The organism is Streptomyces sp. NPDC126503 (genome assembly GCF_040302405.1).
GTDB lineage: Bacteria > Actinomycetota > Actinomycetes > Streptomycetales > Streptomycetaceae > Streptomyces > Streptomyces gulbargensis.
This window is the reverse complement of record NZ_JBEORS010000032.1, coordinates 17,916-40,002: the sequence shown is the minus strand read 5'-3', so window position 1 is coordinate 40,002 and position 22,087 is coordinate 17,916. Positions and strand designations below refer to the sequence as shown.

General features: G+C 71.7%; 21 protein-coding genes. 11 read left to right on the top strand and 10 right to left on the bottom strand.

Translation table 11 applies throughout. The features are described 5' to 3' along the window. Positions 1-59 precede the first annotated feature (59 nt). A complete protein-coding gene (locus ABTY40_RS28490) occupies positions 60-1,256 on the top strand; it encodes a PP2C family protein-serine/threonine phosphatase (RefSeq protein WP_352062142.1) in 1,197 nt (398 codons plus the stop codon). 424 nt (positions 1,257-1,680) lie between these two features. Here the strand turns inward: ABTY40_RS28490 and ABTY40_RS28485 are convergent, their stop codons facing one another. The 3 genes from ABTY40_RS28485 to ABTY40_RS28475 form a co-directional block, all read right to left on the bottom strand. After that, positions 1,681-2,019, bottom strand: a complete 339-nt coding sequence (locus tag ABTY40_RS28485; RefSeq protein WP_352062141.1) for a DUF6233 domain-containing protein — start codon at positions 2,017-2,019, stop codon at positions 1,681-1,683. A 203-nt stretch (positions 2,020-2,222) separates the two neighbouring features. Then, a complete protein-coding gene (locus ABTY40_RS28480) occupies positions 2,223-3,212 on the bottom strand; it encodes a DNA polymerase Y family protein (protein ID WP_352062140.1) in 990 nt (329 codons plus the stop codon). Continuing rightward, complete coding sequence (locus ABTY40_RS28475; RefSeq protein WP_352062139.1) at positions 3,209-3,454, bottom strand: DUF8825 domain-containing protein; 246 nt, start codon at positions 3,452-3,454, stop codon at positions 3,209-3,211. Before ABTY40_RS28475 ends, ABTY40_RS28480 begins: the two co-directional genes overlap by 4 nt. Before the next feature lie 45 nt (positions 3,455-3,499). On the opposite strand from ABTY40_RS28475, the gene ABTY40_RS28470 reads away from it, so the two are divergent. Beyond that, positions 3,500-3,622, top strand: coding sequence for a hypothetical protein (locus ABTY40_RS28470; RefSeq protein WP_352062138.1), 123 nt, complete (start codon positions 3,500-3,502; stop codon positions 3,620-3,622). Here ABTY40_RS28470 and ABTY40_RS28465 read toward each other — a convergent pair whose 3' ends face one another. Both ABTY40_RS28465 and ABTY40_RS28460 read right to left on the bottom strand, forming a co-directional pair. Next, positions 3,623-4,198 carry a DinB family protein gene (locus tag ABTY40_RS28465; protein WP_352062137.1) on the bottom strand — a complete coding sequence of 192 codons (576 nt, stop codon included), beginning with the start codon at positions 4,196-4,198 and terminating at the stop codon, positions 3,623-3,625. A gap of 283 nt (positions 4,199-4,481) precedes the next feature. Continuing rightward, on the bottom strand, positions 4,482-4,814 hold the full coding sequence (locus ABTY40_RS28460; protein ID WP_352062136.1) for a helix-turn-helix transcriptional regulator: 333 nt from the start codon (positions 4,812-4,814) through the stop codon (positions 4,482-4,484). 200 nt (positions 4,815-5,014) lie between these two features. On the opposite strand from ABTY40_RS28460, the gene ABTY40_RS28455 reads away from it, so the two are divergent. Beyond that, the gene (locus tag ABTY40_RS28455; protein ID WP_352062135.1) at positions 5,015-5,320 is read left to right on the top strand and encodes an STAS domain-containing protein; all 306 of its coding nucleotides are present in this window, start codon (positions 5,015-5,017) and stop codon (positions 5,318-5,320) included. Positions 5,321-5,464: 144 nt separating this feature from the next. Here ABTY40_RS28455 and ABTY40_RS28450 read toward each other — a convergent pair whose 3' ends face one another. Next, positions 5,465-5,968: a hypothetical protein gene (locus ABTY40_RS28450; RefSeq protein WP_352062134.1), complete on the bottom strand. Its 504-nt coding sequence runs from the start codon at positions 5,966-5,968 to the stop codon at positions 5,465-5,467. A 43-nt stretch (positions 5,969-6,011) separates the two neighbouring features. Further along, positions 6,012-7,106, bottom strand: a complete 1,095-nt coding sequence (locus ABTY40_RS28445) for a hypothetical protein (protein ID WP_352062133.1) — start codon at positions 7,104-7,106, stop codon at positions 6,012-6,014. Positions 7,107-7,437: 331 nt separating this feature from the next. Between ABTY40_RS28445 and ABTY40_RS28440 the strand changes: the two genes are divergently transcribed. The 7 genes from ABTY40_RS28440 to ABTY40_RS28410 all read left to right on the top strand — a co-directional run bounded on the left by ABTY40_RS28440 (position 7,438) and on the right by ABTY40_RS28410 (position 16,358). Next, positions 7,438-8,157 carry a hypothetical protein gene (locus ABTY40_RS28440; RefSeq protein ID WP_352062132.1) on the top strand — a complete coding sequence of 240 codons (720 nt, stop codon included), beginning with the start codon at positions 7,438-7,440 and terminating at the stop codon, positions 8,155-8,157. Positions 8,158-8,224: 67 nt separating this feature from the next. Beyond that, positions 8,225-10,066 (top strand): FG-GAP-like repeat-containing protein, encoded by a 1,842-nt coding sequence (locus ABTY40_RS28435; protein WP_352062131.1) that lies wholly within the window; start codon positions 8,225-8,227, stop codon positions 10,064-10,066. 444 nt (positions 10,067-10,510) lie between these two features. Continuing rightward, positions 10,511-11,029 carry a PDZ domain-containing protein gene (locus ABTY40_RS28430; RefSeq protein ID WP_352062130.1) on the top strand — a complete coding sequence of 173 codons (519 nt, stop codon included), beginning with the start codon at positions 10,511-10,513 and terminating at the stop codon, positions 11,027-11,029. Positions 11,030-11,141: 112 nt separating this feature from the next. Continuing rightward, positions 11,142-12,671 carry an NHL domain-containing protein gene (locus ABTY40_RS28425; RefSeq protein ID WP_502990697.1) on the top strand — a complete coding sequence of 510 codons (1,530 nt, stop codon included), beginning with the start codon at positions 11,142-11,144 and terminating at the stop codon, positions 12,669-12,671. Between the two features lie 258 nt (positions 12,672-12,929). Then, positions 12,930-14,147, top strand: a complete 1,218-nt coding sequence (locus tag ABTY40_RS28420; RefSeq protein WP_352062128.1) for an endonuclease/exonuclease/phosphatase family protein — start codon at positions 12,930-12,932, stop codon at positions 14,145-14,147. Between the two features lie 584 nt (positions 14,148-14,731). Next, entirely contained in the window at positions 14,732-15,982 is a 1,251-nt protein-coding gene (locus ABTY40_RS28415) for an outer membrane protein assembly factor BamB family protein (RefSeq protein ID WP_352062127.1), read from the top strand. A gap of 85 nt (positions 15,983-16,067) precedes the next feature. After that, positions 16,068-16,358: a hypothetical protein gene (locus ABTY40_RS28410; RefSeq protein ID WP_352062126.1), complete on the top strand. Its 291-nt coding sequence runs from the start codon at positions 16,068-16,070 to the stop codon at positions 16,356-16,358. A gap of 211 nt (positions 16,359-16,569) precedes the next feature. On the opposite strand, the gene ABTY40_RS28405 is transcribed toward ABTY40_RS28410, so the two are convergent. The 3 genes from ABTY40_RS28405 to ABTY40_RS28395 all read right to left on the bottom strand — a co-directional run bounded on the left by ABTY40_RS28405 (position 16,570) and on the right by ABTY40_RS28395 (position 20,742). After that, positions 16,570-16,839, bottom strand: coding sequence for a GlsB/YeaQ/YmgE family stress response membrane protein (locus ABTY40_RS28405; RefSeq protein WP_352062125.1), 270 nt, complete (start codon positions 16,837-16,839; stop codon positions 16,570-16,572). Between the two features lie 1,198 nt (positions 16,840-18,037). Beyond that, positions 18,038-19,351: an MFS transporter gene (locus ABTY40_RS28400; protein WP_352062124.1), complete on the bottom strand. Its 1,314-nt coding sequence runs from the start codon at positions 19,349-19,351 to the stop codon at positions 18,038-18,040. An 86-nt stretch (positions 19,352-19,437) separates the two neighbouring features. Further along, positions 19,438-20,742, bottom strand: a complete 1,305-nt coding sequence (locus ABTY40_RS28395; protein WP_352062123.1) for an ATP-grasp domain-containing protein — start codon at positions 20,740-20,742, stop codon at positions 19,438-19,440. Positions 20,743-21,005: 263 nt separating this feature from the next. Between ABTY40_RS28395 and ABTY40_RS28390 the strand changes: the two genes are divergently transcribed. Further along, positions 21,006-21,950: an alpha/beta fold hydrolase gene (locus ABTY40_RS28390; RefSeq protein ID WP_352062122.1), complete on the top strand. Its 945-nt coding sequence runs from the start codon at positions 21,006-21,008 to the stop codon at positions 21,948-21,950. Positions 21,951-22,087 lie beyond the last annotated feature (137 nt).

Here is a 22,087-nt window from a genome sequence, read left to right as displayed (position 1 = left end):
GGAGTGGTGTGGGCGGCTCGGGGGAAAGAGGGGGCGACCAGCCGGGGAAGGTGTGCGGGATGGACGGTGGGCGTGTGGAACTGGACGGGGTGTTGCGCGCGGCGGAGGACGCCTCGCCGGTGGAGTCGGTCGACGTCGTCGCCCGGAACCTGGAGAAGCGGTTCGGAGCGCGCGTCGTGTCGTTCCTGCTCGTGGACCTGATGGGGAGGGAGATGGTCCGCCTGCCGCGCGCAGGCGAACCGCCCGCGGACGGCGGACCGGAGCGCAGACAGCTGCGGGGCAGCGTGTACGACCGGGTCCTGCGCGAGCAGCGGATCCACGAGGCACCCGACGAGGACGGCGGGGTCCGCCTGGTCGCTCCGGTCACGAACCGGGGGGACTGCATCGGCGTCCTGGAGCTGTCCCTGCCCACCGTCGACGACGACACCCGCCACCAGCTGGCGGAGGCGGCCCACGCGCTGGCGTACATCGTGGTCACCGACCGCCGCTTCACCGACCTCTACCACCGGGGCAGACGGACGACCCGGACCAGCCTCGCGGCGGAGATCCAGTACCAGCTGCTGCCCTCGGCGCCCTGCTGCGAGGCGGCGCAGTTCACCCTGGCCGGCGGTCTGGTTCCGGCCGACGACATCGGCGGTGACACGTACGACTACGCCCTCGACCAGAACACCCTGCACCTGTCGATCACCGACGCCATGGGCCACGACACCGACTCCGCACTGCTGGCCACCCTCACCGTCAACGCCCTGCGGGGCGCACGCCGCGCCGGAAGCGACATCACCGGGCAGGCACGGGCCGCGCACGAGGCCGTGCGCGCCTACGGCCGCGGCATGACCACCGGCCAGCTGCTGCGCGTCACCCTGGACACCGGCACCTGCCGACTGGTCAACGCCGGCCACCCGTGGCCCCTGCGGCTAAGGGAGGGCCGGGTGGAGGAAGTGCCGATGAAGATCGACCTCCCCTTCGGCATCCCCGTCCCCGTCACCTACCGGGCACAGGAGCTTCAGCTGCTGCCCGGTGACCGCCTGGTACTGGTCACCGACGGCATGCAGGAGCGCGGCGCCCGCGCCGTGGACCTGCCCGCTCTCCTCCACGCCACCCGCGAGGACCATCCCCGTGAGGTGGTACAGGCCTTGACGGAAGCGATCCACGACGCCTACGAAGGTCACCTGCCCGACGACGCGACCACGCTCGTCCTGGACTGGCACGGCACCAGCGCCCCTCGACGCACCTCGGACGCCGGCTCCGACACGTGACGGACCAGCCCCGCCCCCGGAGGACCGGCCGTTCCGCTACGACGACGTCACCCTGGAGGGCCGCGGCGCGACCGGCTGCTGCGGCAACGTTCATCCGCCGCTGAGCAAGAGCGCGGCGATGCGTGAGGCGGGCCCGAAGAGGACCCGGCCGGTGACGGCGCTTGCGGAGCAGCTCTGTTCCGGCCCGCCGTTCAGCATCGTGGCGGTGCGCTGCCGGAGCCGGTGACGGTTCGCGCGCCGACGCCGGATACGCGCGTATGTCGGACCCGTGTGATGCGGCATGCATGACGGGCGGGTTGGTGGGCAGACGGGTGTCGGGATGGTGGCATGGGGCCTCTGCTGCTCCTCACGGTTCTCCCCCCCGCCGTGAGGAGCAGCAGCGGGCCCGTCCCTCTTGTGGCCGGGCGCCCGGCGCCTGCGGTGATCAGCCGAGGAGGCCGAGTTCGGTGTCGGCGCGGCAGACCTCGCACGCGGTGACGTGGCCCTCGGCGAGCGCGTGGCGGGCTTCGTCGCGCGTGACGGGCCGGGTGTGGTGGCCGGCCAGGGGGCAATCACCGGCATGGATGCTGTCGGGTACCGGCCGGCCGGCTTCGCGCCGGTAGGACAGGAGCCATGCGGGCCGTTCTCGGAGCGGGCGCCGGGCGCGGAGTTCCGCGTCCCGTCGCGTGACCTCGCTGATCTTCAGCTGGATGTCGCGCAGGATGATCTGCGCCAGCCGTTCCAGGGTCCGCAGCCGGCTGAGATCGTCGGGCAGGTCGAGCACCGTTCAGGCCCGGGAGAGCGGCTGCGGCCGCGCGGCGACCCGATGCACGGGGGCCGGGAGGGCGGCCCGGCACTGCCGGCACAGGGGGCGGCCGCCGGGGCCGTAGCGGTGGCAGGTCTTTCGGCAGCGGGCGCACAGGCCGCGCCGGCTGTCCGGGCAGAGCTCGGGCGGCAGGTTCGCAGGGATAGGACTGGTCATCGGGGTCACCCGGCTCTGCGGTAGGCGCCGGCAGATCGGACGCCGGCGCGGCCGAACTTCGCGTTGATCCGGTCGAGGACGGGCTCGACGCGGTGGCGTGCCTCCCGCGCCGGATCGAGGGAGAGCTGCGTGCCGGGCCCGGAGTCGGCGGAGGCCAGGTCTTCGGCGGTCAGTGTCAGGGCGCGTATCCGGGCCCGCTGGAAAGCGAGCGCGTCCCAGATCTGCCACAGCACCGTCCGCAGCTCGTCCGTGTGGTGCGACGCGGCAGGCAGGCGCCGGGTCTTCTCCACGGTCCCGCCGCCGGCGTGCCGCACCGACAGGGACAGCCCGCCCGCGACCTGGTCGCGGGCGCGCAGACGCTCGGCGAGGCTGACGACCAGGTCCAGCAGCGCGGCACGCAGCAGGACCGGATCGAGCATGTCCCGGTCGAACCCGTGTGACACCGAGCTGATCTCCGGCAGCCGGCGCGCGACGACCGCCCTCGGGTCGATGCCGCGGGCCCCCCGGAGCTGCACACCGCCCTGCCGGCCGAGCAGCCGGCACACCACGCTCTCCGGCTGCGCGGCCGGCGCGCCGATCGCGTGGAGGCCGTACCGGCGGAGCTCCTGCGCGGATCTCCTGCCGACGCCGTGCGGCTCCTCGACGCCGAGCGGGGCGAGGAACTGCCGTACGGCGTGCTCGTCGGGCAGCCACAGAACCCCGCTCTCACCCGTGTGGGCCGAGGCGGTCGCGGCCGTCGCCCACGTGTCCACGACGCCGATGCGTACGTCGGCGCCCGCGTACAGCAGAGCCCGGACGCGCACCCGCTCCGCCACCGCGCCGGCATCGGTGCGGTGCAGACGCAGCGCCCCGCCCGCCTGAACGAGCGCGGCACCGGGCGGGAGCGGCCGTACGACGGGGGAGACGGCCCCCAGGACCTTGAGGAGCCGGTGGTAGGTCTCGGCGCCGGCGTCCGGCCGGCACCGTACATGCATGATCACACTGCGCGCCGTCATGCCGCACCCGCCTCCCGCCCGCTGCCGCCGCGGGCGTGCTCGCGCAGGTCGACGCGGGCCGCCGGCCCTGCTCCCGCCGTCGTCCAGTACGGGTGCCACCACAGCCGGGTGGACAACCGCAGCAACCGCCGCCGCAACACCGCCGTCCCCGCCCCCGGCCCCACTGCTGCGAGGGCGCGGTAGGTGGCCGACCAGGCGGTCTGCGTCTGGACGAGATCGAGGGGGAAGGGTCGCTGCTTCACACCCCCACCAAAACATATGTTCGATTTTCGGTTCAAGTGGAAGCCATGATTCAGCCCGTGGGGCAGGCCTGGGATCACCGGCACCTCCGGCGGCCGCAGCCGCCCGTGCTGCGCTCCCTCGACGAGGCCGTCTTCTCCCGCCGCCCGGATCTGTCCGGCGGGACGTGATCACTGGCCTACTCGGCCGTCGATCCGCTCGCGAAGAAGGTCGGCGTGGCCGCAGTGCCGCGCGTACTCGGTGATCTGTGCCACCAGGATCTCGCGCAGCGGCGCCTCCCCGGTCCGCGTGCCGAGGGCGTCGAAGCTCGCGATGAAGCGGTCGGTCACCTCGCTCTCGGCTCGCCACTGCCGCCAGGCGTCCTCCACGACCGCCGGGTCGGCGACCGCGCCGTTCCAGTCGCCGTCACGGTCTTCAGGGGTGCGGTAGATCCTGGGCGAGTCCTCGCCGGCCATCCGGCGGAAGTGCCGTTCGTCCTCGGCCATGTGCCGCACCAGCCCGAGCAGGGACATGGTCGACGGCGGTACGGAGCGCCGGGCCATCTGCCCGGCGTCCAGGCCCGCACACTTCATCTCGATGGTCAGGCGGAAGTGGCGCAGGCTCTCCAGCAGCTTGCCCCGCTCGTCGAGCGTCTCGACTTCCGTCTCGCGCGGGTCGTCGTCCGGATCGACCCACATGTCGGGGTGGACGGTGGAAGGGGTCCACCGAGTCGGCACTGCTTCGTTGGTCCGCTCGTCCGAGTCCATGATCGCATCCTTGTGCGCGTCGGCTCCGTCCGCCACCACATATCGCCATCGACGCCCTCACCCGGCCGACCACCTGACGTCTGTCGCGGTCCGGCTGGTGCGCCGCGAGGTGCCCCGGCCTCAGGAGCAACCTGCGGGCGGGCCTCGGCGTGTACGGGGCTGGTTCCCCGGAGTGCGGGCGGCGTCTGCTCGAAGTCCTGGCGATGGCTTCCATACCCGTGATGGCAGGGGGTGGAGGCCGGCGTGCCGTCCGCCCGCGCCGACGGCCGGGAGGGGGCGCTGCTCAGGACTGGGCGGCCGGTGTGTTGGCGCGGTCGGACTCGTCCTGCACGAGCAGGGAGAGCAGGGAGGCCACGGTCAGTCCCGCTTCGGCCGGGTGGCGCAGCACCTTGTCGGGCTCGATGCGATAGGTGTTCGTGCGCCCCTCGCGGGTGTGGGAGAGGTAACCGTCCTGCTCGAGGTCCGAGATGATCCGCGCGACGGCACGCTCGGTGAGCCGGCAGCGGGCGGCGATGTCGCGGACGCGCACGTTCGGGTTGTCGGCGATCGCCGCGAGGACGCGGGCGTGGCTGGTGATGAACGTCCATCCGGTATGTGATTCAGGCACTCCGACCATGACCGCCATTGTAGGAGACCGGCATTGCCGGAAACCTTTTACATGACATAATTTTCATGCATTGGATGACGTGTCGCTCCTTCGAGGGAGCCACGGGAAGGAGCCCGAAGGTGCCCTGGGACGACGCCGGCCTGCCGACCCTCTCCGGCGGGACACCGCAACCGGCAGGCTCTGCTCGGCATGCCGCGGAGGATGACGGCGTGCTGCGGCGCGAATGGGGCGGAGCCTGTGTGATCACCGCCCGCGGCGACTACGACACGGACTCGATCACGCCCCTGGCGACCGCGCTCCGGAACGCGATCACGACCTACCCCAAGGTCGTCCTGGACGCCTCCGGCGTCACCTTCGCGGACTCCGCCTTCCTGAACCTGCTCGTCCTCACCCACCGGGCCGGCGCCTTCCGTCTCGTCAGTCCCTCGCCCCAGGTCAGAAGGATCTGCGAGATCACCGGACTCGACACCCTGCTCGAGATCCACCCCACCGTCGAGGACGCCGCCCTCTCGTGACGGCCGGCTCCGCCCGCCCCCGCCGGTGAGGGCCGCGAGCGGTCTCGCCGAGCACGCGACATCCTGCCCGCGACGCCGAGCAGCTCCTTCCCGCCGGGGGAGGACCGCCGGCCCGGTCCGGGCGTCCCGTCTCTCGCGTCCGGCCTATTCGGAGCGGGACGGCTTGTCCGCGGTCGCCTTGGGCGCCTTGGGTGCCTCCGGGGCCCTGGGTGCCTCCGGGGTCCTGGGGGCCGTGAAGTCGCTCTTCGTCGGCCTGCTCCGCAGGTCGGCGTCCTTCTGCAGGTCGGTGTCGTTCTCCACCGTCGTCCTCGCGTCCTTCATGCCGGCGGACGCGGCCTTGGTGACCGAGCCGGGGTCCTGGACGTAGCGGGCCTGTTCGCCGGCGGACGCCTGGGTGGTCTGGACGAGGGAGCCGAGGAAGCCCAGGACGGCCCGCGCTTCGGGCGACGTCTCCTGCACGATCTTCGCGCGGGAGGAGGCGCCGTGGATCGCGCTGTCGAACAGGCTGGTGCTCGTGTCGTCGTACGTGGTGTCGTCGGAGTCCTCGAAGTCGACGTCCTCACCAGGTCGGGGCTTCGTGCTGTCGGTGGTCACGGAGAAGAGCCCCGCGCCCTTGCCGGCGGAGTTGAAGATGTTGTCGAACACCATGATCGTCACCTCTGGTTGTCGTCGTGGCGGCGGTGCCGTGTGGTCAGGGCTGCTTGTAGAGGGTCTGCGGGCTGACGGTCAGGGTCTCGACGTCGAGCAGGGTGTGGTGGACGTCCAGGGCGGAGACGACCTCGGCCAGGCCCTTCATGCGGAAGCCGCCGGGCGCCAGGTCGATGTCGCCGATGTCGCGGGCGACCATGTGGCTGAGGCCGGGATAGGTGCCGGGCTGCGGAGGGGAGAGGACCGCGACCGGCACGGCGTACTGGACCGCGATCAGTCCGGAGAAGGTCACCGGGATCTCGTAGGTGTACTGCTTGCGGGTGCGCCGCTGGGTGACGATGGTCTGCACGCGGGAGTTCGCCGGCACCTTGCCGGAGATCTGCGACTTCGAGGCCCAGCTGGTGTTGAGCGAACCGCCGACGGTGGCGGCGATGCCCAGGGCCAACTGGGCGTTGAGAGAAGCGTTTCCGGTGGCGCTGCCGGTGGTCGTGAAGCCCACCGAGTTCGTCATCGTGTTCGACGAGGAGTTCGTCGCTGAGCTGCTCGCCGATGTCTCGGTGGTGTTGGCGTTGTCGACGCCGACACTGTCCTTGCTGTTCTTGTTGGTCACCGTGTTCGCGTTCTTGTTCGCCGTCCCGTTCTGGCACGACGCCGCGAGCTGTGACTGCAGGTCCAGGCGGAGCTGGTTCTGCAGCTGCAGCTGGAGCGAGGCCCCGATGCTGCCGCCGAAGGTGAGTTTGGCGTCGCCGTGAAGTGACCAGGTGACCCCGTTGGAGACGGTGAAGTCGACCGAGTCGGTGAAGGTCATCTCATCGCTGCTGCGGTTGACGTAGGTGCGGGAGGAGAACGTGTCGGGCGGCGGCTGGGCGATGTCACCCCGCACCTCGATCAGCGGCTCCCCGAGGTTCATGTAGGCGAGCCAGCCCCGCTCGAACGCGGTCCCCGAGAACGTGCCGAAGCTCGACTTGTTCACCGAGAACCCGACAGGCTTGTGCTTCACGCCGGAGGGGTCGACGTAGACCAGGTTGGGATGGTTCAGGATGGCCTGCCAGATCTGCTCGATGTCGAGTTCCCGCAGGTTCTTCTTCGTCAGCGGCTGACGCTTGGCGTCGACCAGGCTGTATGCGGTGGAAGGCATCTACCCGTCCTTGAATGTCCTCGGCCGAACCGCGACGCTCGGTGAAATGCGAACCGAAACGCACGTATTCCGGCACGCGAAATTACCTCCCTCTCCACCAGGTCGAGAAGACGTATTCGTGGGTCCCGCTCCATCGAGTGATCGATTTTCGGAAACCGCTTCCGAAACGCCGGTGAAGTGACCTTTCTGCAAGAGGTATCACTCCATCGAGGAGTTTTCGGAGCTCTGTGCCGTGGGTACCGTGGCCTCGGGCATTGCCGTGGGCTGCCTTTCTTGCGGCGATTGTTTCCGGCATTGTTCTCCCCCAGTCAGAACAGGTGAGGTTTTCGCGATGTACACCCAAGAGCGCACGGCGATGTCCAATCTGGTGGTCGGCGGCCCGGTGGCGGTGAACAGTTATGACAACGCGATCGTGGCGGCACTGGTGGAGAACCGTCCGGTGATGCTCGTCCACGCCTTCAACGGTGGTTATCTGCGACCCACGGAGCTGGGGGAGGAGAGCCACGACAAGGGCGTCCAGCTGGCCACGGCCCTCGACGAGACCGTCAAGGAGGCCAAGGGTCACCTCTGGCACGTCACTCCCGCCGGTTTCTTCGGACAGCGGCCCCTGTACTTCATCGAGAGCGCCGCCGGCCAGGCGACGCCGACGCCCGCCGGCGCGGGCGGAACCGACACCGGACGCGGCGACGACGGCACGCCCAAGCCGCGGCGCAGGCGGATCACCGTCCACCAGGACGCGCCCCGGAGCACGGCCGACACCGTCCAGGTCGGCCTGCCCGACAAGGTCGGAGAGAAGTGGCGGGGGAAGAACGGCGCACCCGAGGACACCCAGCTCTGGGTCGTCACGGTCACGCCGTGGGGCGGCATCACCTTCGTGCCCATCACCCATCCCGACACCATCCTCGGCTTCGAGGACCACGCGGTGACCACCGACAGCGAGGTCCGGCTCACCTACAACTGGGGCGGGGACTTCACCGGCACGGTCATCAACACGTTCTACCCGCGCCTGCCCAGCGAGTGGAACGTCCCGTACCACCACGTCTTCACGTGATGCGCGGCCCTCGCCGTACGACACCCGTCCCGAGCCACCGTCCGCACCGCCTGGAAGAGGCACCACGATGCCCGTGCCCACGGAAGAACTGAAACTGGAGATCGTCAACGCCGTCACGGGGAAGACCCTCGGTGCCCCAGGAGTGCCCGGTGTGGACGGGGCGCTCGTCGTCCGTGACCACCCCGAGGGCGGTCCGGCCGCGGAGCGGTGGCAAATCGTCCCCGTTCCGTCCGCACAGGACGAGCGGGTCTGCGTGATCCGCAACGCGAGCGGCGGGAAGGTCCTGGAGCGGCCCGCCACCGCGGGCGGCGTCCGTCAGCAGGACGCGGCCGACGGCAGGAGGACCCAGCAGTGGCGCCTCGTCCCCGTCGAGGGCGAAGCCGCCCTCTACTTCATCGAGAGCGCGGCCGACGACACCGTCCTCGACCTCGACACCGGTTCCGGCGCGTCCGCCGAACACGGCACCCCGGTCGTCCTCCGCACGTACGACGAGGACGCGGAGAGCCAGCGGTGGCGTCTCGTACCGGCCGAGCCCGAGCGCGTCGGCGACCCTGTGCTGCGCTGGGCGGGACTGGGGCACTGGAACGGCCGGCGGTCCTGGCGGCTGGCTCCCTCGGCGGCGCTGCGGCCCGTACCCGGCGCGACGCCCTCGTTCAGCGACCTGCTGCTGGTCCTCGGCCGCTTCGGAAGCGACCAGGACGCCGGGGGCTGGAAGAGCGAAGGAGCCGCGCCCCGGCCCGGCGGACAGCCGGACTCGTGGGCCGGGATCGGCGCGCGGTTCCTCGCCGCCACCTCCGGCAAGGCGCCGGCGGACATCGTCGCGCTCAAGCCGGCCAAGGGGGTGGTGACGGCGGCCGCGCGAGGTGACGGCACGTTCGAGGACGAGGAGCGCGTCCTGCACCCGCCCGCGTCCTCCCCGAGTCCCGCGGACCTGTGGACCCTCGCCGACATCACGGGTGAAGGCAGGCCCGACATGGTGGTGCTGGCAGCCGATGGCGTGCGGGTGTCCCCCCAGGACGAGGACGGGACCTTCGCGCCCGCCGTCGGCGAGCCGGCCCTCAAGGCGTTCGGCCACGGCGATCAGGCCGGCGGGTGGCGGGCGGACAAGCACCCCCGCTTCCTCGCGGACACCACCGGCAGCGGCCGGCTCGACATCGTCGGCTGCCACGACGACGGCGTCCGGATCTCCCTCCAAGGCCAAGACGGAAGGTTCGCGCCACTGCCCGACGAGCCCGCGCTCCGGGCGTTCGGCCACGACGAGAAGGCCGGCGGGTGGCGGGCGGACAAGCACCCCCGCTTCCTCGCGGACACCACCGGCAGCGGCCGGCTCGACATCGTCGGCTGCCACGACGACGGCGTCTGGATCTCCCTCCAGGACGGAGACGGCACCTTCGCCGAGCCCCTGTACGTCCTCGACGACTTCGGCACCGACCAGGGATGGGCCTCGCCCGACGAGCACCCCCGGTTCCTGCTGCGGACCACCGGCGGCGGGGCGACGGACATCGTCGGTTTCGGCCCCCACGGAGTCGTCGTCGCACGCGGCCTCGGCGACGGCACCTTCGAGCCCCCGAAGCTCGTCCTGAACGACTTCGGGACCGCACAGGGATGGACGGCGAAGAAGCACCTGCGCTTCCTCGCCGATGTGACCGGTGACGGCGCCCCCGACATCGTCGGCTTCGGCGACGAAGGAGTCTGGGTGGCGCACAACCGCGGCGACGGCACGTTCGACCAGGCCCAATTCGTCTGCAGGGGCTTCGGGTACGACGACGACGCCGGCGCCTGGCGGGTCGGCCACCACCCCCGCTTCCTCGCCGACGTCACCGGCGACGGACGCGTCGACATCATCGGCTTCGGAGGAGCGGGCGTGTACGTGGCCCGCAACCTCCACCGCCGCTTCCGAACCCGATAAGTCCTGGGTTGAAACAACGACAGCGGCCTCTCCGCAACGGGTCACCGAACTGCCGTCCGGTGTACGGCGTCCGGATGCGGCCCGGGTGCGGAACCCGGCAACCGCGGTAACCCGGGTCCCCCCCCGGCGGCCGGCTCCGTGCTGCGGCACCGGTTCGGGCAGGCGGAACGCCCATCCACCCGGTCATCGATCAACTGCTTTGTGCGTTCGAAGTGAGGAGAATTCATGCGCAGGTCCACGGCGGCATGCACGGTGCTCGCGCTGGGAGCGACCTTGTTCCTCGGAGGGCCGGCCCCCGGTGCCACTGCCGAGGCCGCCCCTGGTACGGTCACGGCGCTCCGTGCGCCGACGCCTCCGTCGTCCGTCCCTGATCTCGATGCCCCGGGCCCGGCAAGGACGGTCGAGTTCCCGCCGGACGGGCGGGTCCGCTCAAGCCCGGGGCACGTGAGGATCCAAGCTCCGCAGTACACGCGCATCGTCCGGGTGGACCCCTGGTGCAGCGGCATGAGCTGCCCCGTGACCCTTGCCCCCGACGGCTCGTCCGCCGGCTTCTCGCTGCAGAGCAACAACTGGATCTGGAGCCGGCCCTTCAAGGTTGACGTCGTCGCCACGGACGACGCGCCCATGGCAGGCGGCCGGTACACCGGCACTCTCACCTTCGAAGGCGTGACGGTGGACTGGACCGTCAACATCACCCAGGGCACCCCCGGGGCCTTCGGCGGGTATGTCAGCAGCGTCCCCGGGGGAGGAGGCGCCCGGGTTCGTTTCGTCGATCCCGATCTGAATGCCGCCGCCGCAGGGTTCAAGGACAAGGACATCATCACCTCCGTCGACGGCCGGCCCGTCACGTCGGCGGCATCCCTCGGCGCGGTACTCGCCGGCAAGCGAGCCGGGATCCCGGTGCCCGTCGTCATCACGCGCAACGGCACCCAGATGACCCTGCAGTACACGGTCGACGCGTGATCGCCACGACGCCCCCGCGCGTGCGCGCTCACCGCCTGCCGCTCCTGCGGCCTTCGGACACCATCGGCGAGGCCTCCGTCCTGGCCGGCCGGCACACGGTGAGGAGATGATGATGAGCAAGGCCCCGACAGCAGCAACAGAGGGCGAAGACCTCGCCCCCGAGATCACCACGGTCGCCGGTACCGGAGATGCCGGGGCCACAGGAGACGACGGGCCCGCTGTCGCGGCCCGCCTCGACCGTCCCTACGGCCTCGCGATGGACACCACGGGCACCCTCTACGTCTCCGACCACAACAACCACCAAGTCCGGAAGGTCACCACGGACGGCAGGATCCGCACGGTGGCGGGGACCGGTACCGCTGGATTCGGAGGCGATCACGGCCCTGCCCTCTCAGCACAGCTGGACAGCCCGCGCGAGGTGGCGGTCGACCGCGCCGGGAACCTCTACATCGCCGATTCCGAGAACCACCGCATCCGTAAGGTCACGGCCGACGGACAGATCGACACGGTCGCCGGCACGGGCACCGCCGGGTTCAGCGGGGACGACGGTCCGGCCGGCGCCGCAGAGTTGAACTGTCCGTACGGGGTCGCGGTCGACCGCGCCGGCAACCTCTACATCGCCGATACCGACAACCACCGGGTCAGACGGATCACACCGGACGGGCAGATCCGCACGGTCGCCGGGACCGGGACCCCGGGATTCTCCGGCGACGGCGGGCCTGCCACCGCGGCCGAGCTGAACGGCCCGTACGGCGTCGCGGTGGACGGCGCCGGCGCCCTCTACATCACCGATGCCGAGAACCACCGAGTCCGCAAGGTCGCCGGGGACGGCACGATCAGTACGGTCGCGGGCACGGGCACCGACGGCTTCAGCGGCGACGGCGGCCCCGCCACCTCCGCGAAGCTGGACTTCCCCCTGAGCGTGGTGGCCGACAGCACCGGCACCCTCTACATCTCCGACCACAACAACCACCGGGTCCGCAGGGTCGCCGGGGACGGCACGATCAGTACGGTCGCGGGCACCGGCTCCGACGGCTTCAGCGGCGACGGTGGCCCCGCCACCTCCGCAGAGCTGAACTACCCGTTCGGGCTCGCGGTCGACCGCGTCGGCGCCCTCTACATCGCCGACTACGTCAACAACCGCGTCCGGAAGGTCGCGACCGCCGCCATGGCGGAACTGCCCGCCTCGGGCACGGTGGTTTCCTGGGCGAGCGTCCGCAGCCGGCTGAGGATCGGGGTCTCGCGGGAGTCGCTCAAGGAAGGGGCCACGATCCGGCAGTCGCTCGCCGTTCCCCGCCCGTCACAGCGGTGGCGGTTGGTCGTAGCCGGGGAGAGCGACAGCGGCGACGTGGTGTACACGATGGAAAACGTGCGCAGCGGGAAGGTCCTGGAGGTCGACGAAGCCCGGGGGAGGGCCGGGGCGGTGGTGGCGCAGCGCGCGTACGAAGGCGACGAGGCACACCATCAGCAGTGGCGGCTGATCCCGGTGGGCACCGTGACCGACGGCCCCCGGGTCTACGAGATCGTGAACCGGAACAGCGGTCTGCTTCTGGGCGTCGAAACCAACGCGCCAGTGGTGATCACGCAGCGCCGGGCGGAGGGCGACCACCGGGGCAGGCAGTGGGAGTTGCTGCCGGTGTGACGCACCAGCAGGGGCAGGGGTGGGAGCGGCATGGTCGCTCCCACCCCTGCCTTCTTGGCTTGCGAGCTTGTCGGTGTCGCGCGTGACCTGCGCCTCCGGCGTTTCGAGGGCCGGCCGTGCCCTCGACGAGCTGGAGCCCTTCACCATGCCCCAGCAGCCGGGACGACCATGAACGGCCCGAGTTCTGGCCGCCTCGCGTGACATGTTCACGCGGCGTTTAAGATCATCGCCTTTGACACGTTCGGCACAAGGAGAACGATGAGAGTACGCGGGATTCTGGCGGCCTTCGTGGTCGCCCTCTCCGTCGTCCTGATGGCGGGTCTGGCCCAGAGCGGGGTGGACCGGCTGCGGGCGGACCGCACGGCGGTGACGGACACGAAGCGCACGACGGCGGACGCGGCGTCCGACGCCGGGCCCGGTACCCAGGTCCAGCTCCGGGCAGTCACCTTCAACATGTGCGGCGGCTTCTGCAACAAGGGCGGCACCGACCTGCTGCACCACATCGAGAAGCAGATCGCCGACTTCCCGTCGCCGCACCTCCTCATGCTGCAGGAGGTGTGCCACTCGCAGTACGAGTGGTTCAAGAGCAAGTACGCGGGCACCTACGAGTTCAGCTTCACGCCCCTGCTCACCAACTACCCGTCCTGTGGTGCGTCCGACTGTTCGGTGAACATGGACAGCGACCCGAACAACGACGACACGCGCTGCTGGATCGGCCAGGTCCTCGGTGCCCGTGGCGCGCTGGGCCCCAAGGAGGAGATCCCCCTCGGAGGCGAGAAGCGCCAGATCGACAACAACGGCAACCCGCTCCCCCTGCCGCGGACGTTCAACGCCCTCTGCCACGACGTGACCCTCGTCGGCGTCCCCGGCAAGGTGAAGGGCTGCAGCGTGCACCTGCGCGCCTTCGACGACGCCAAGGGCGTCGGTGACCGGGCCCGTTCCGCCCAGGCGGCGCGCCTCGCCTCCGAACTCGACGCGGACATCGACGCCGGCAAGGTCGTCGTGGTGGGCGGAGACTTCAACGCTGTCCCGCAGCCGCACAAGGGCCCGGTCCTGGACAGCTTCTACCGCCCCGACGCAGCGCCGGGCGGGGGCATCGGCCGGTTCTACGAAGCCGACACCACCGACGACAACGACCCCGACGGCAGCGCCGGCCCCGACCCCGGCTACTGGACCATGACGGATCCGGACTGCGTCGCCCCCGCCAAGACCTGCCGGAGCGGCCAGTCCACCACCGTCGACCTGTCCCCGGCGCAGCTCGACCAGCGCAACAGCAAGATCGACCACCTCTTCTTCTCCGAGGCCACCACAACCGACACACTCAGCGGTGGTTCCTACCCCATGTACTTCGCCGATGCCGCGCGCACGGTCATCACGCACAAGCCGGAGGCGGCCGCCAAGGACGCCAACGGCAAGTACCTGAAGCTGTCGGAGCACACCTTCTACCGCGGTTGGGCGACGGTCACCGTCTCCTGACCGTTCGGCCACGGGTGACCCGTTCCATGAATGAACGGCCTGCGCCGCCTCATGTGCGGCACAGGCCGTTCGTTCCGCGACGGCCGGGACCAGAGCGCCCGGACCCTTCCCTACGACCACGCCCTGGGCGGGGGATCAGCCACGCCCGTCGCCCTCGCCGTCCTGCTCTGGGTCGCCTGCGGTCTCATCGCTCCGTGCGCCGCGGCCTCCGTCGTCCACCGCGCCGCTCAGCCGCCCGCCAGCGGTCTCCACGTCCGCGAGATCTCCCCGACGCCGTCCGGACGGTGGTGCAATCCCGCTCCGCCCCTGCCGGGTCCGGGTCTCATTCGGCTGGGGGCAGGATCCAGTACGCGTGCTGGTGAGCGTCCAGCGGTAGGTCGATCCGGTCCGGCGTTCGGCTCGCGGGTGCGACGCCCTGTGGTGCCTGGCGTGGCGCGGTCTCCGAACGTCCGACGACTCGCCTTCCCCGTTTTCGTACTCCCGACCCCTTGCCCGCCCGGAGCGTCGCGGGCCGTATGACGACGTTGACCGTTGATCGCCCGGCGTGTTGACTCGTCGCCGGTCGAACCAGGGGTGGGAATCGTATGACGGCAGCAACGAACGGTACGGACGGCGCCGGACGGGGAACCGGGGCCGTCGGCGGGTGCCTCAAGCCACTCGCGGGTCTCCTCGGGATGCTCCTTCTCATCGGCGGCGTCATCGCCGCCGTCATCTTGCCCGACTCGGGCTATGCCCCCGGGTTCTCCATGGCCAAGGTCTGGGACGCGCCGTACGAGGGTGATGCCACCGACGACGGAGGGGAGGTCCGGCTGGCGGGCGACGCGGTGGTCCGCGGCCGTTCCGATGGCGTGACCGCCTTCGACGTCCGGTCGGGGAAGAAGCGCTGGGAGTACGCCGTGCCCGACCGGGCGCAGACCTGCGCGATGAGCTCCGACCCGGCTGCCGGGGTCGTCCTGGTCGCCTACCGTGAGGCGAGGCCGGAGGAGAAGGACTGCGTCACCGTCGCGGCGGTCGACCTCGCCGACGGCCGAGAACGGTGGCGCGCCGACGGTGTCGAGGCGGACTTCCTGGACAACGTCGTCACCGCCGGTGGCGGACTCGGCGTGCTTCCCGACGGGCATCGCTTGCGCGCCGTCGACCTGAAGACCGGTGCCCCTCGCTGGACGGTCCCCCTGCCGCAGAACTGCGACCCGCACGACCTCGCCCTCGCCCCGAAGCAGGTGGTCGCCGCCCTGATGTGCGGCACCGAGGCCAGGCTCATCGCGTACGACCCCGCGAACGGCACGGCGCGGTGGAACGTGCCCGTCGACGCCCGGCACGGTGTGGACAAGGACGCGGAACTGCGTGTGCTGTCCGCGGATCCGCCGGCGGTGCGCGTCTTCGAGGCCGACGGGAAGACCAGCGCCGTCCTCGCCTACGGGACGGACGGCCGCGTCCGGGCCAGGATCGCCGGCGCGGGCGACTACGGCAGGCTGATGGGCACGTCTGTCGAGGGCGGGCGGCTCTTCGCGAGCGCCTGGACAGGGAGCGGGGAGAGCACGTCCTTCAGCGGGATCGTCGCGTTCGACCTGGCAAGCGGCGAGCAGCTGTGGCGGACGAAGGTCGCGGGGGACGATTTCGATGTGAGGGACGGCCGGGTGACGACGGTGCGGGCCCACCGGCACGGCGACCTGCTGACCGTCCTCGACGCGGCCACGGGGGACGAGGAGGACGATCGGCCCTTCCGCGACGCCGAGGTGCGATCCGTAGCGGGCGTGCTCACCCACCAAGACCTGGTGATCCTGGCCCACGCGGACGACGGCATGCCGCCGTTCTCCGTGTACGAACGCTGGTGACCCCGGCCGCGCCACCCCGGCGCCGACGCGATCGCCGCCTGGCAGGCCACCGTCCTCGCCCCCCTGGGGCGCCGCCGGCCCTGACGTGCACGCCGGCCGGCTGTTCCTCGCCCGCCACCCGGAGTTCGCCCGTCTGCCGGTCCCCGTGCCCGCCGCCGGGGCCGGCCGGTCGCGTCGCCGCCCGGGCCCGGGGCTCCCGCCCGCGGTGCGCGACGGGCGTGCTGCCGGCCGGGGCGCGCAGCTCGACCACCACGGCCCGGCCGTCCGGTACGACATCCCTTACGGCCCGCAGGGGTACGCGCGTCTCGGTGTCTCCACGACGCAGTGTCAGCGCGTCGTCCTCGTGACGGAGGACGACGCCGCCGCTGCCGCGTAGCACGGGGATGCGCGGAGGCGGGGGCGACATGGCTGTGATCGTAAGCGGATGATCACTGCCCGGTGAAGCATGTAACCGTCACGGTGACGGCGCCGGCACACCGGTCGAGCACGCGTCGGGCAGCGGACGATCCATGTCGTCCGCTGCCCAGACGTTCAGGTGTGACCGATCCTGGCCGACACCGCGGCCCTCGCCACTGCGAGCGTGGCCGTCAGGCGTGTCGTCGGTTGCCGGTGACGAGGCGGTAGAGGGCCAGGAGGATGACGGAGCCGATGATGGCCGCGATCCAGGTGGAGAGCTCGAAGAAGCCGTCGATGGAGTCGACGCCGAATATGACCTTACCGAGGAAGCCGCCCAGCAGGCCGCCCGCGATGCCGATCAGAATCGTGATGATGACGCCGCCGGGATCCTTACCCGGCATGATCGCCTTGGCGATGAAGCCGGCGATGAGGCCGATGAGAATCCACGCGATGATGCCCATGATGCGTCTCCTACCTGCTCGTATAAAGCCTGTGTCAGTACGGCGTCTGCGCGATCGGACGGCTTTCAAACCTGCTGTTCCCCATCGGCCTCCACGCAGGCCGGTGGGAAGGGCCGTCTCCGCCGTCTGCTCGCCGGCGCCGACAGGGGCCACCGCCACCACGGCGGCCCCCAGCACCGGACGCCCTGAGGGCCTCCGGCAGCGGCACCGCTGGGGGGCGACCACCGGGTGGTGCAGCGGCGGCCGGTCCTGGCCCGCGCCGTGGCTGCGGCGACCGGCGAAGGCGGCGCAGGGGGCCGTACCGGAAGGCGGCTGAGCCGTTGCTCCACCGGTGGCACCACGACAGTCCGCCGCGCCGCACGGCTCTGGTGGCCGAGGTGGCCACGGGGATGACCGCTGCCGGGGCCTTCCCGGTCCCTGGCCCGTCGGTGGCCGCCGCCTTGCGGGCGTACGGCCTCCGCCGGTCACCTGCGCGGATGGTTGCGGCTCGCCCGTTGCCTGTCCGCGACCGGTTCTGCGGCCATCAGGCGTTTTCGGGGTAGGCGCACGTCATGTTCTTCTTCAGCAACCGGATCGGCTGTCTCGGCTCCCTGCTCATCAGTGCGATCGCGACCGGCATCCTGATCATGATTTTCGCGCGCTGATCCAGATGCGCAGCGCCCGGCGGCCATGCCCTCGTGGCCGCTGTCCTCGGCCGTCCTGCCGCCGCGCGCCTCGGGCTCCCACGCTCCCTTCGGCCCGTCGCTCCTCACCGCCTGCCGGGCGGCCGGTCCCGGGGCAAGGTGTGCCCTGGAGGCCGGAGGGCGCCGGCGGGGGAGGGGGCACCGGAACGACGCGAGGTGCAGGACGTCCTCCGGGTCGGCCGGCCCGCCGACAAGCTCACGCTCACCACGGAGCGGAACCGCGACGCCGTTCGCGGGCGGCCGTCCGACCCGGGCCGGGCCGACGTTCTGCGCCACGCCGCGGCCCGAGGGAAGGTCCGTACCGGGCGCCGCGCCGAGCGTCGCGGCGCGGACACCGGCCGGCACCGGGCGCCCCGCCTTCGACACCTGCCACGCCGGCCGGGCGCGTGTCGCCACCGCGTGGGTCACCCTGGCCGCACACGCGCCGCACGCTGCACGAGGTGCCGCGCGTCCGAGCCCGACGAACCCGCGGGCGCCCGGCACGCCGCGGTGAGCTGCCCGTTCCCCGGATCTCGTCACCCCGTCGGCGACGGGGTGTCTCCGGGACCGGCGGCGGACGATCGACGGCGGGCCAGACGGAGGTCGGTCAGGGCGATGGTGACGGCCGAGGCGACCACGAGGGCGTTGAGGCACAGGGCCAGGCGCGGGCCGACGCCGACCAGGGTGCCGGCCAGTGCCGTGCCGGCCGAGCCGGCGGCCATCTTCAGCCCGGCCATCGTCACGAACACCTGCGCCCGGGCGTTGGGCGGGGAGTACACCGACCGCACGGCCAGGGACGCGGTGAACAGGACCGCGCTCGTCGCTCCCGCCAGGGCGAAGGTCACCAGGGCGAGGACGTAACCGGGTGCCAGCGCGCACAGGCCGACGGCCACGGCATTCGCGGCGATCAGCCGCAGCACCCAGCGTTCCGGTTCCCCGGTGAGCGGGAACACGCCGGTCAGCAGCGCTCCCCCGAGGTTGCCGACGCCGTACGCCGCGCCGAGGGCGGCGCCAGCGCCCGCCGAACCCTGGAGGTTGTGCCCGAAGACCACCGCGATCACCATCACGCCGCCGGTGCTGACCGAGGTGATCATCGTGGCGACCATGACGCGTCGCAGCGGACCCCGCCGGACGATCACCTTGAGTGCGTCCCGTACGGGCATGGAACGCTGCCTGGCGGCGGCGGTCCGGTGCTCCCTCGGCAGCGCGAACATCAACAGGCCGGCCAGCACACCGGCCGCGCCGAGCACGACGACCGCGGCCAGGGCCCCGGACAGGGCGGTGATCGCGGCGACCGCGGCCGGGCCGAGAATGTTGCTGCTTCCGTAGGTCGCCGAGTCCCACCCTTCGGCTCGGCGCTGGGCGCGGGTGTCCTCGCCGACGATCAGCGCGAGCCGGCTGCTGAGCCCTCCCGTCATCAGCGGATCGCAGAGGCCCCCGATGACGACGAGCAGGCCCACCAGGACGATGGGGAGACGGTCCAGCGTCAGACCGGTGCCGGCGAGCATCAGCCCGAAGACGACGAACGCGGCCGCCAGCCGGAACCGGGGGTCGCGGGCCTCCTCCAGCCAGCGTGCCATCCACGGCCCGGCGATGTTGGGCAGCGTGAGCAGGGCCGCCAGGACGCCGCCGAGCGCGGCCCCGCCGTGGCCGGGCCGGGCGAGCGTGAGCGCCACGAGTGCGACGGGAGCACCGCCGCTCGCCGAGCGCACGAGCGTGGCCGCGGTGAGGTACACGGCGAGCGAGAGGCCCCGGCGCCGCCGTAACTCTCCCCGCGCCCCGGGCGCGTCCGGTGTCCGCGGGGCGCCGGACGTGGCGTCGTCGTCGGCGCGTTTGCGACGGTCGGGCACGTCTTCTCCGTTCGGTGGGGTCCGGCCGCGGTGTCCGGACGCGCTGTCGCCGTTCGTGCCCGCGGTGGTCCGCCGGCCGCCGCGCCTCACGCGACCGGAGCCGGTGTACGAGTCCGCTCGGCCAGCAGCGGGAAGCCGAAGAGGCCCTCGATGCCGGCCTTGACCGCCGAGCACGCCGCTTCGGCCTCGGCAGGGGTGGGGGCGAGGGCGCGCAGCATGCCGAACGAGTCGAAGTTGGTGCGCATGGTCGGCACCACGTCACCGGCTCCCACCCGCGCGTAGCCGGAGTGAAGGCGGGCGAGGAAGGGGGCGAACCAGTCATCGGGAAGCCGGGCGGGGACGGTCGACCTCTGCGGGGCGGCGAGGAACGAGTGCGACGCCGAACCCCGCAGCGGCAGTGGGCCCTCGGGCAGCGGACCGCCGAGGAACAGGTCGACCAGGAGCGCGAAGACGTCCACCCCGGCGACACTGCTGATGGTGTCGGGCAGGGAACCGCCCGTCAGGCGCGGGTTGACCTCGATGAGCCGGAAACCGGACGGGGTGTGCATCACCTCCACGTGGAAGATGCCCAGGTCGAGCCCGAGCGCGCGGCACACCTCGACGGCGTAGCGACCGAGCGCGGCCTCGTCGGCCGCCGGCAGCCCTGAGGGGACGGTGCACCCCAGCTCCAGCACCGGGTTCTCCACGCTCACCTTGCGGCTCGCGCACACGAGGGGGACCAGACGTCCTCCGGACGCGGCGACCTCCACGGAGTACAGGTCCCCGGACACCAGTTCCTCCACCAGGTACCGCTCGTCGAGCTGCCGGGCCATGCCCCCGGCGAGCCCGTCGCGGTCCGCGGCGGCGGCGGCGAAGTGAGCCTGCACGGCGGAGGGATCGCGGGCGATGGAGGTCACGGCCTTCCCTATTCCGAGGACGGGTTTCACGATCACCGGATAGCCGATCGCCTCGGCGGCTTCCAGCGCCTCGGTGGCGTCGGTCACCACTCGGAAGCCGACGCTCGGCACCCCGCGCTCACGCAGGATGCGGCGGCACTCGCCCTTGTCCCGGGCCGCGAGGGTGCCGGCCGGCGAGGTGCCGCGTGCCCCGATGCGGGCGGCGAGATCCGCCGCGGCCTGCGCCCCGTAGCTCAGCGTGGAGAGCACCGCGTCGACGCTCCCGGGGTCCGCTCCGGAGGCGAGCAGCGCTCCGTGCACGGCGTCGCCGTCCAGAGCGTCGGCGAACGGGGCGGCATGGTCGGCGAGCTGGATCGCCTCCCCGCGCTGGGCCGGGGTGGCGGTGAAATCGTAGAGGGGGCAGTGCAGATAGGTCACGGTGTGACCGCTTCGCTTCGCGTGGGCGAGTGCCTGAACACCCAGACCCGTGGTCTCCACGAAAAGGAGGTGAGACATTGCGGCCCTTCCTCGCCGCACTGCGGCGGGGGGATCGGTGCGACCGGACGCGAGATGGCGCCGGAGAGTTTAGGTGTTCCCGCTGAGCGGGATTCATGCCCGGGCGACCCGGGCACCGCATGAACTCACCCGGGGGCCGGACGAGGGCACCGGACCCCAGCCGCGGTGCGTGACGTGGACTTATGCGGGATCGCGCAGGAGAGCAGGCCATTCATCCTCCTCAGGGAATATGACATGGGTCACATTCCCCTGGGACGTGTGTGATGCGCGTGTCACTGGTTAACCGGACCAGCGAAAGCCCGGGGTTGCCCGAAGCCGGTACATCACCCAAAGGGCCCCACGGCGTTTCGGCGCCCCCCACGCACCATCGGTCGAGACCAACCGGTCCCGCCCGCGCTTTCGAGCCGGGGACATCTGTGAACCACAGCGCGAAGACCGAAACAACACCCTGCTTATCCAGGCCGCTGCTGTTACCGCTGGGAAAGCGGGCCGGCCCCATCAGCACCGTCCTCTTCCCTCCCCTGGGAGGCGGCCTCCTTCCCTATCTGGGTCTCGTCGCCCACCTCTCCCGCCACGGCCCGGTGCACGGCATACGGGCGCTCGGCCTGGAGGACGGCGAGGAACCGGACACCCGCATACCGGACATGGCCGATCGTTACGCCGGGGCCGTGACCGCCCTCCCCACCCTCCCCACCCTGCTCGTCGGCTGGTCGCTCGGCGGACTGCTCGCCTTCGAGACGGCGCGGCGGCTGCCCGGCGGGCGCACACCCGATCTGGTGCTCGTCGACAGCAGTCCGGCACCCCTCCGCACCGAACCCGGGGCCTACGCCACCGTGCGTCGTCAGGTGCTGAGCGAGGCCGCGGCCCACCTGGCCCCGGACGCCCTCGCCCGTACGGAGCGCACCGTCGACGCCCAGATCGAGGCTCGCACCCGCTACCGAGCCGAAGGGCGGCATCCCGGCCGGACCCTCCTGATCACCTGCACCGGCAGTGACGACCCACAGCAGGCTCAGCGCTGGTCGCCGCACCTCGCGGACGTCTCTGTCCACTGTCTGGACACCGACCACTTCGGCGTCCTGCGCGCACCGCACCTGCGGCAACTCACCTCGCACATCGAGCGGTTCATGGAGGCGCTCGGCAGCGGCCGGGCCCGGCGCCGCTCGCCCGGCGCGGAACGGTGCGGAGCCGGCGCGGCTCCCGTGCGCTGACCGACCCCGCCCCGCAGGCGTACGCACGGCCTCACCGCGCGACCCGCCCCGGCGGCCGGTCCTCCTTTCCCTTCCCCGGACGACCCACACGACCGCCCACGGGCGGTGACTCTCCGCGTCCGGCCATGCGCTCAGTG

Coding starts and splice junctions, on each gene's coding strand:
- ABTY40_RS28490 (WP_352062142.1), top strand. CDS start 60: ATGGACGGTGGGCGTGTGGAACTGGACGGGGTGTTGCGCGCGGCGGAG.
- ABTY40_RS28480 (WP_352062140.1), bottom strand. CDS start 3,212: ATGACGGCGCGCAGTGTGATCATGCATGTACGGTGCCGGCCGGACGCC.
- ABTY40_RS28470 (WP_352062138.1), top strand. CDS start 3,500: ATGATTCAGCCCGTGGGGCAGGCCTGGGATCACCGGCACCTCCGGCGG.
- ABTY40_RS28465 (WP_352062137.1), bottom strand. CDS start 4,198: ATGGACTCGGACGAGCGGACCAACGAAGCAGTGCCGACTCGGTGGACC.
- ABTY40_RS28460 (WP_352062136.1), bottom strand. CDS start 4,814: ATGGTCGGAGTGCCTGAATCACATACCGGATGGACGTTCATCACCAGC.
- ABTY40_RS28450 (WP_352062134.1), bottom strand. CDS start 5,968: ATGGTGTTCGACAACATCTTCAACTCCGCCGGCAAGGGCGCGGGGCTC.
- ABTY40_RS28445 (WP_352062133.1), bottom strand. CDS start 7,106: ATGCCTTCCACCGCATACAGCCTGGTCGACGCCAAGCGTCAGCCGCTG.
- ABTY40_RS28440 (WP_352062132.1), top strand. CDS start 7,438: ATGTACACCCAAGAGCGCACGGCGATGTCCAATCTGGTGGTCGGCGGC.
- ABTY40_RS28435 (WP_352062131.1), top strand. CDS start 8,225: ATGCCCGTGCCCACGGAAGAACTGAAACTGGAGATCGTCAACGCCGTC.
- ABTY40_RS28425 (WP_502990697.1), top strand. CDS start 11,142: ATGAGCAAGGCCCCGACAGCAGCAACAGAGGGCGAAGACCTCGCCCCC.
- ABTY40_RS28420 (WP_352062128.1), top strand. CDS start 12,930: ATGAGAGTACGCGGGATTCTGGCGGCCTTCGTGGTCGCCCTCTCCGTC.
- ABTY40_RS28415 (WP_352062127.1), top strand. CDS start 14,732: ATGACGGCAGCAACGAACGGTACGGACGGCGCCGGACGGGGAACCGGG.
- ABTY40_RS28405 (WP_352062125.1), bottom strand. CDS start 16,839: ATGGGCATCATCGCGTGGATTCTCATCGGCCTCATCGCCGGCTTCATC.
- ABTY40_RS28395 (WP_352062123.1), bottom strand. CDS start 20,742: ATGTCTCACCTCCTTTTCGTGGAGACCACGGGTCTGGGTGTTCAGGCA.
- ABTY40_RS28390 (WP_352062122.1), top strand. CDS start 21,006: ATGCGCGTGTCACTGGTTAACCGGACCAGCGAAAGCCCGGGGTTGCCC.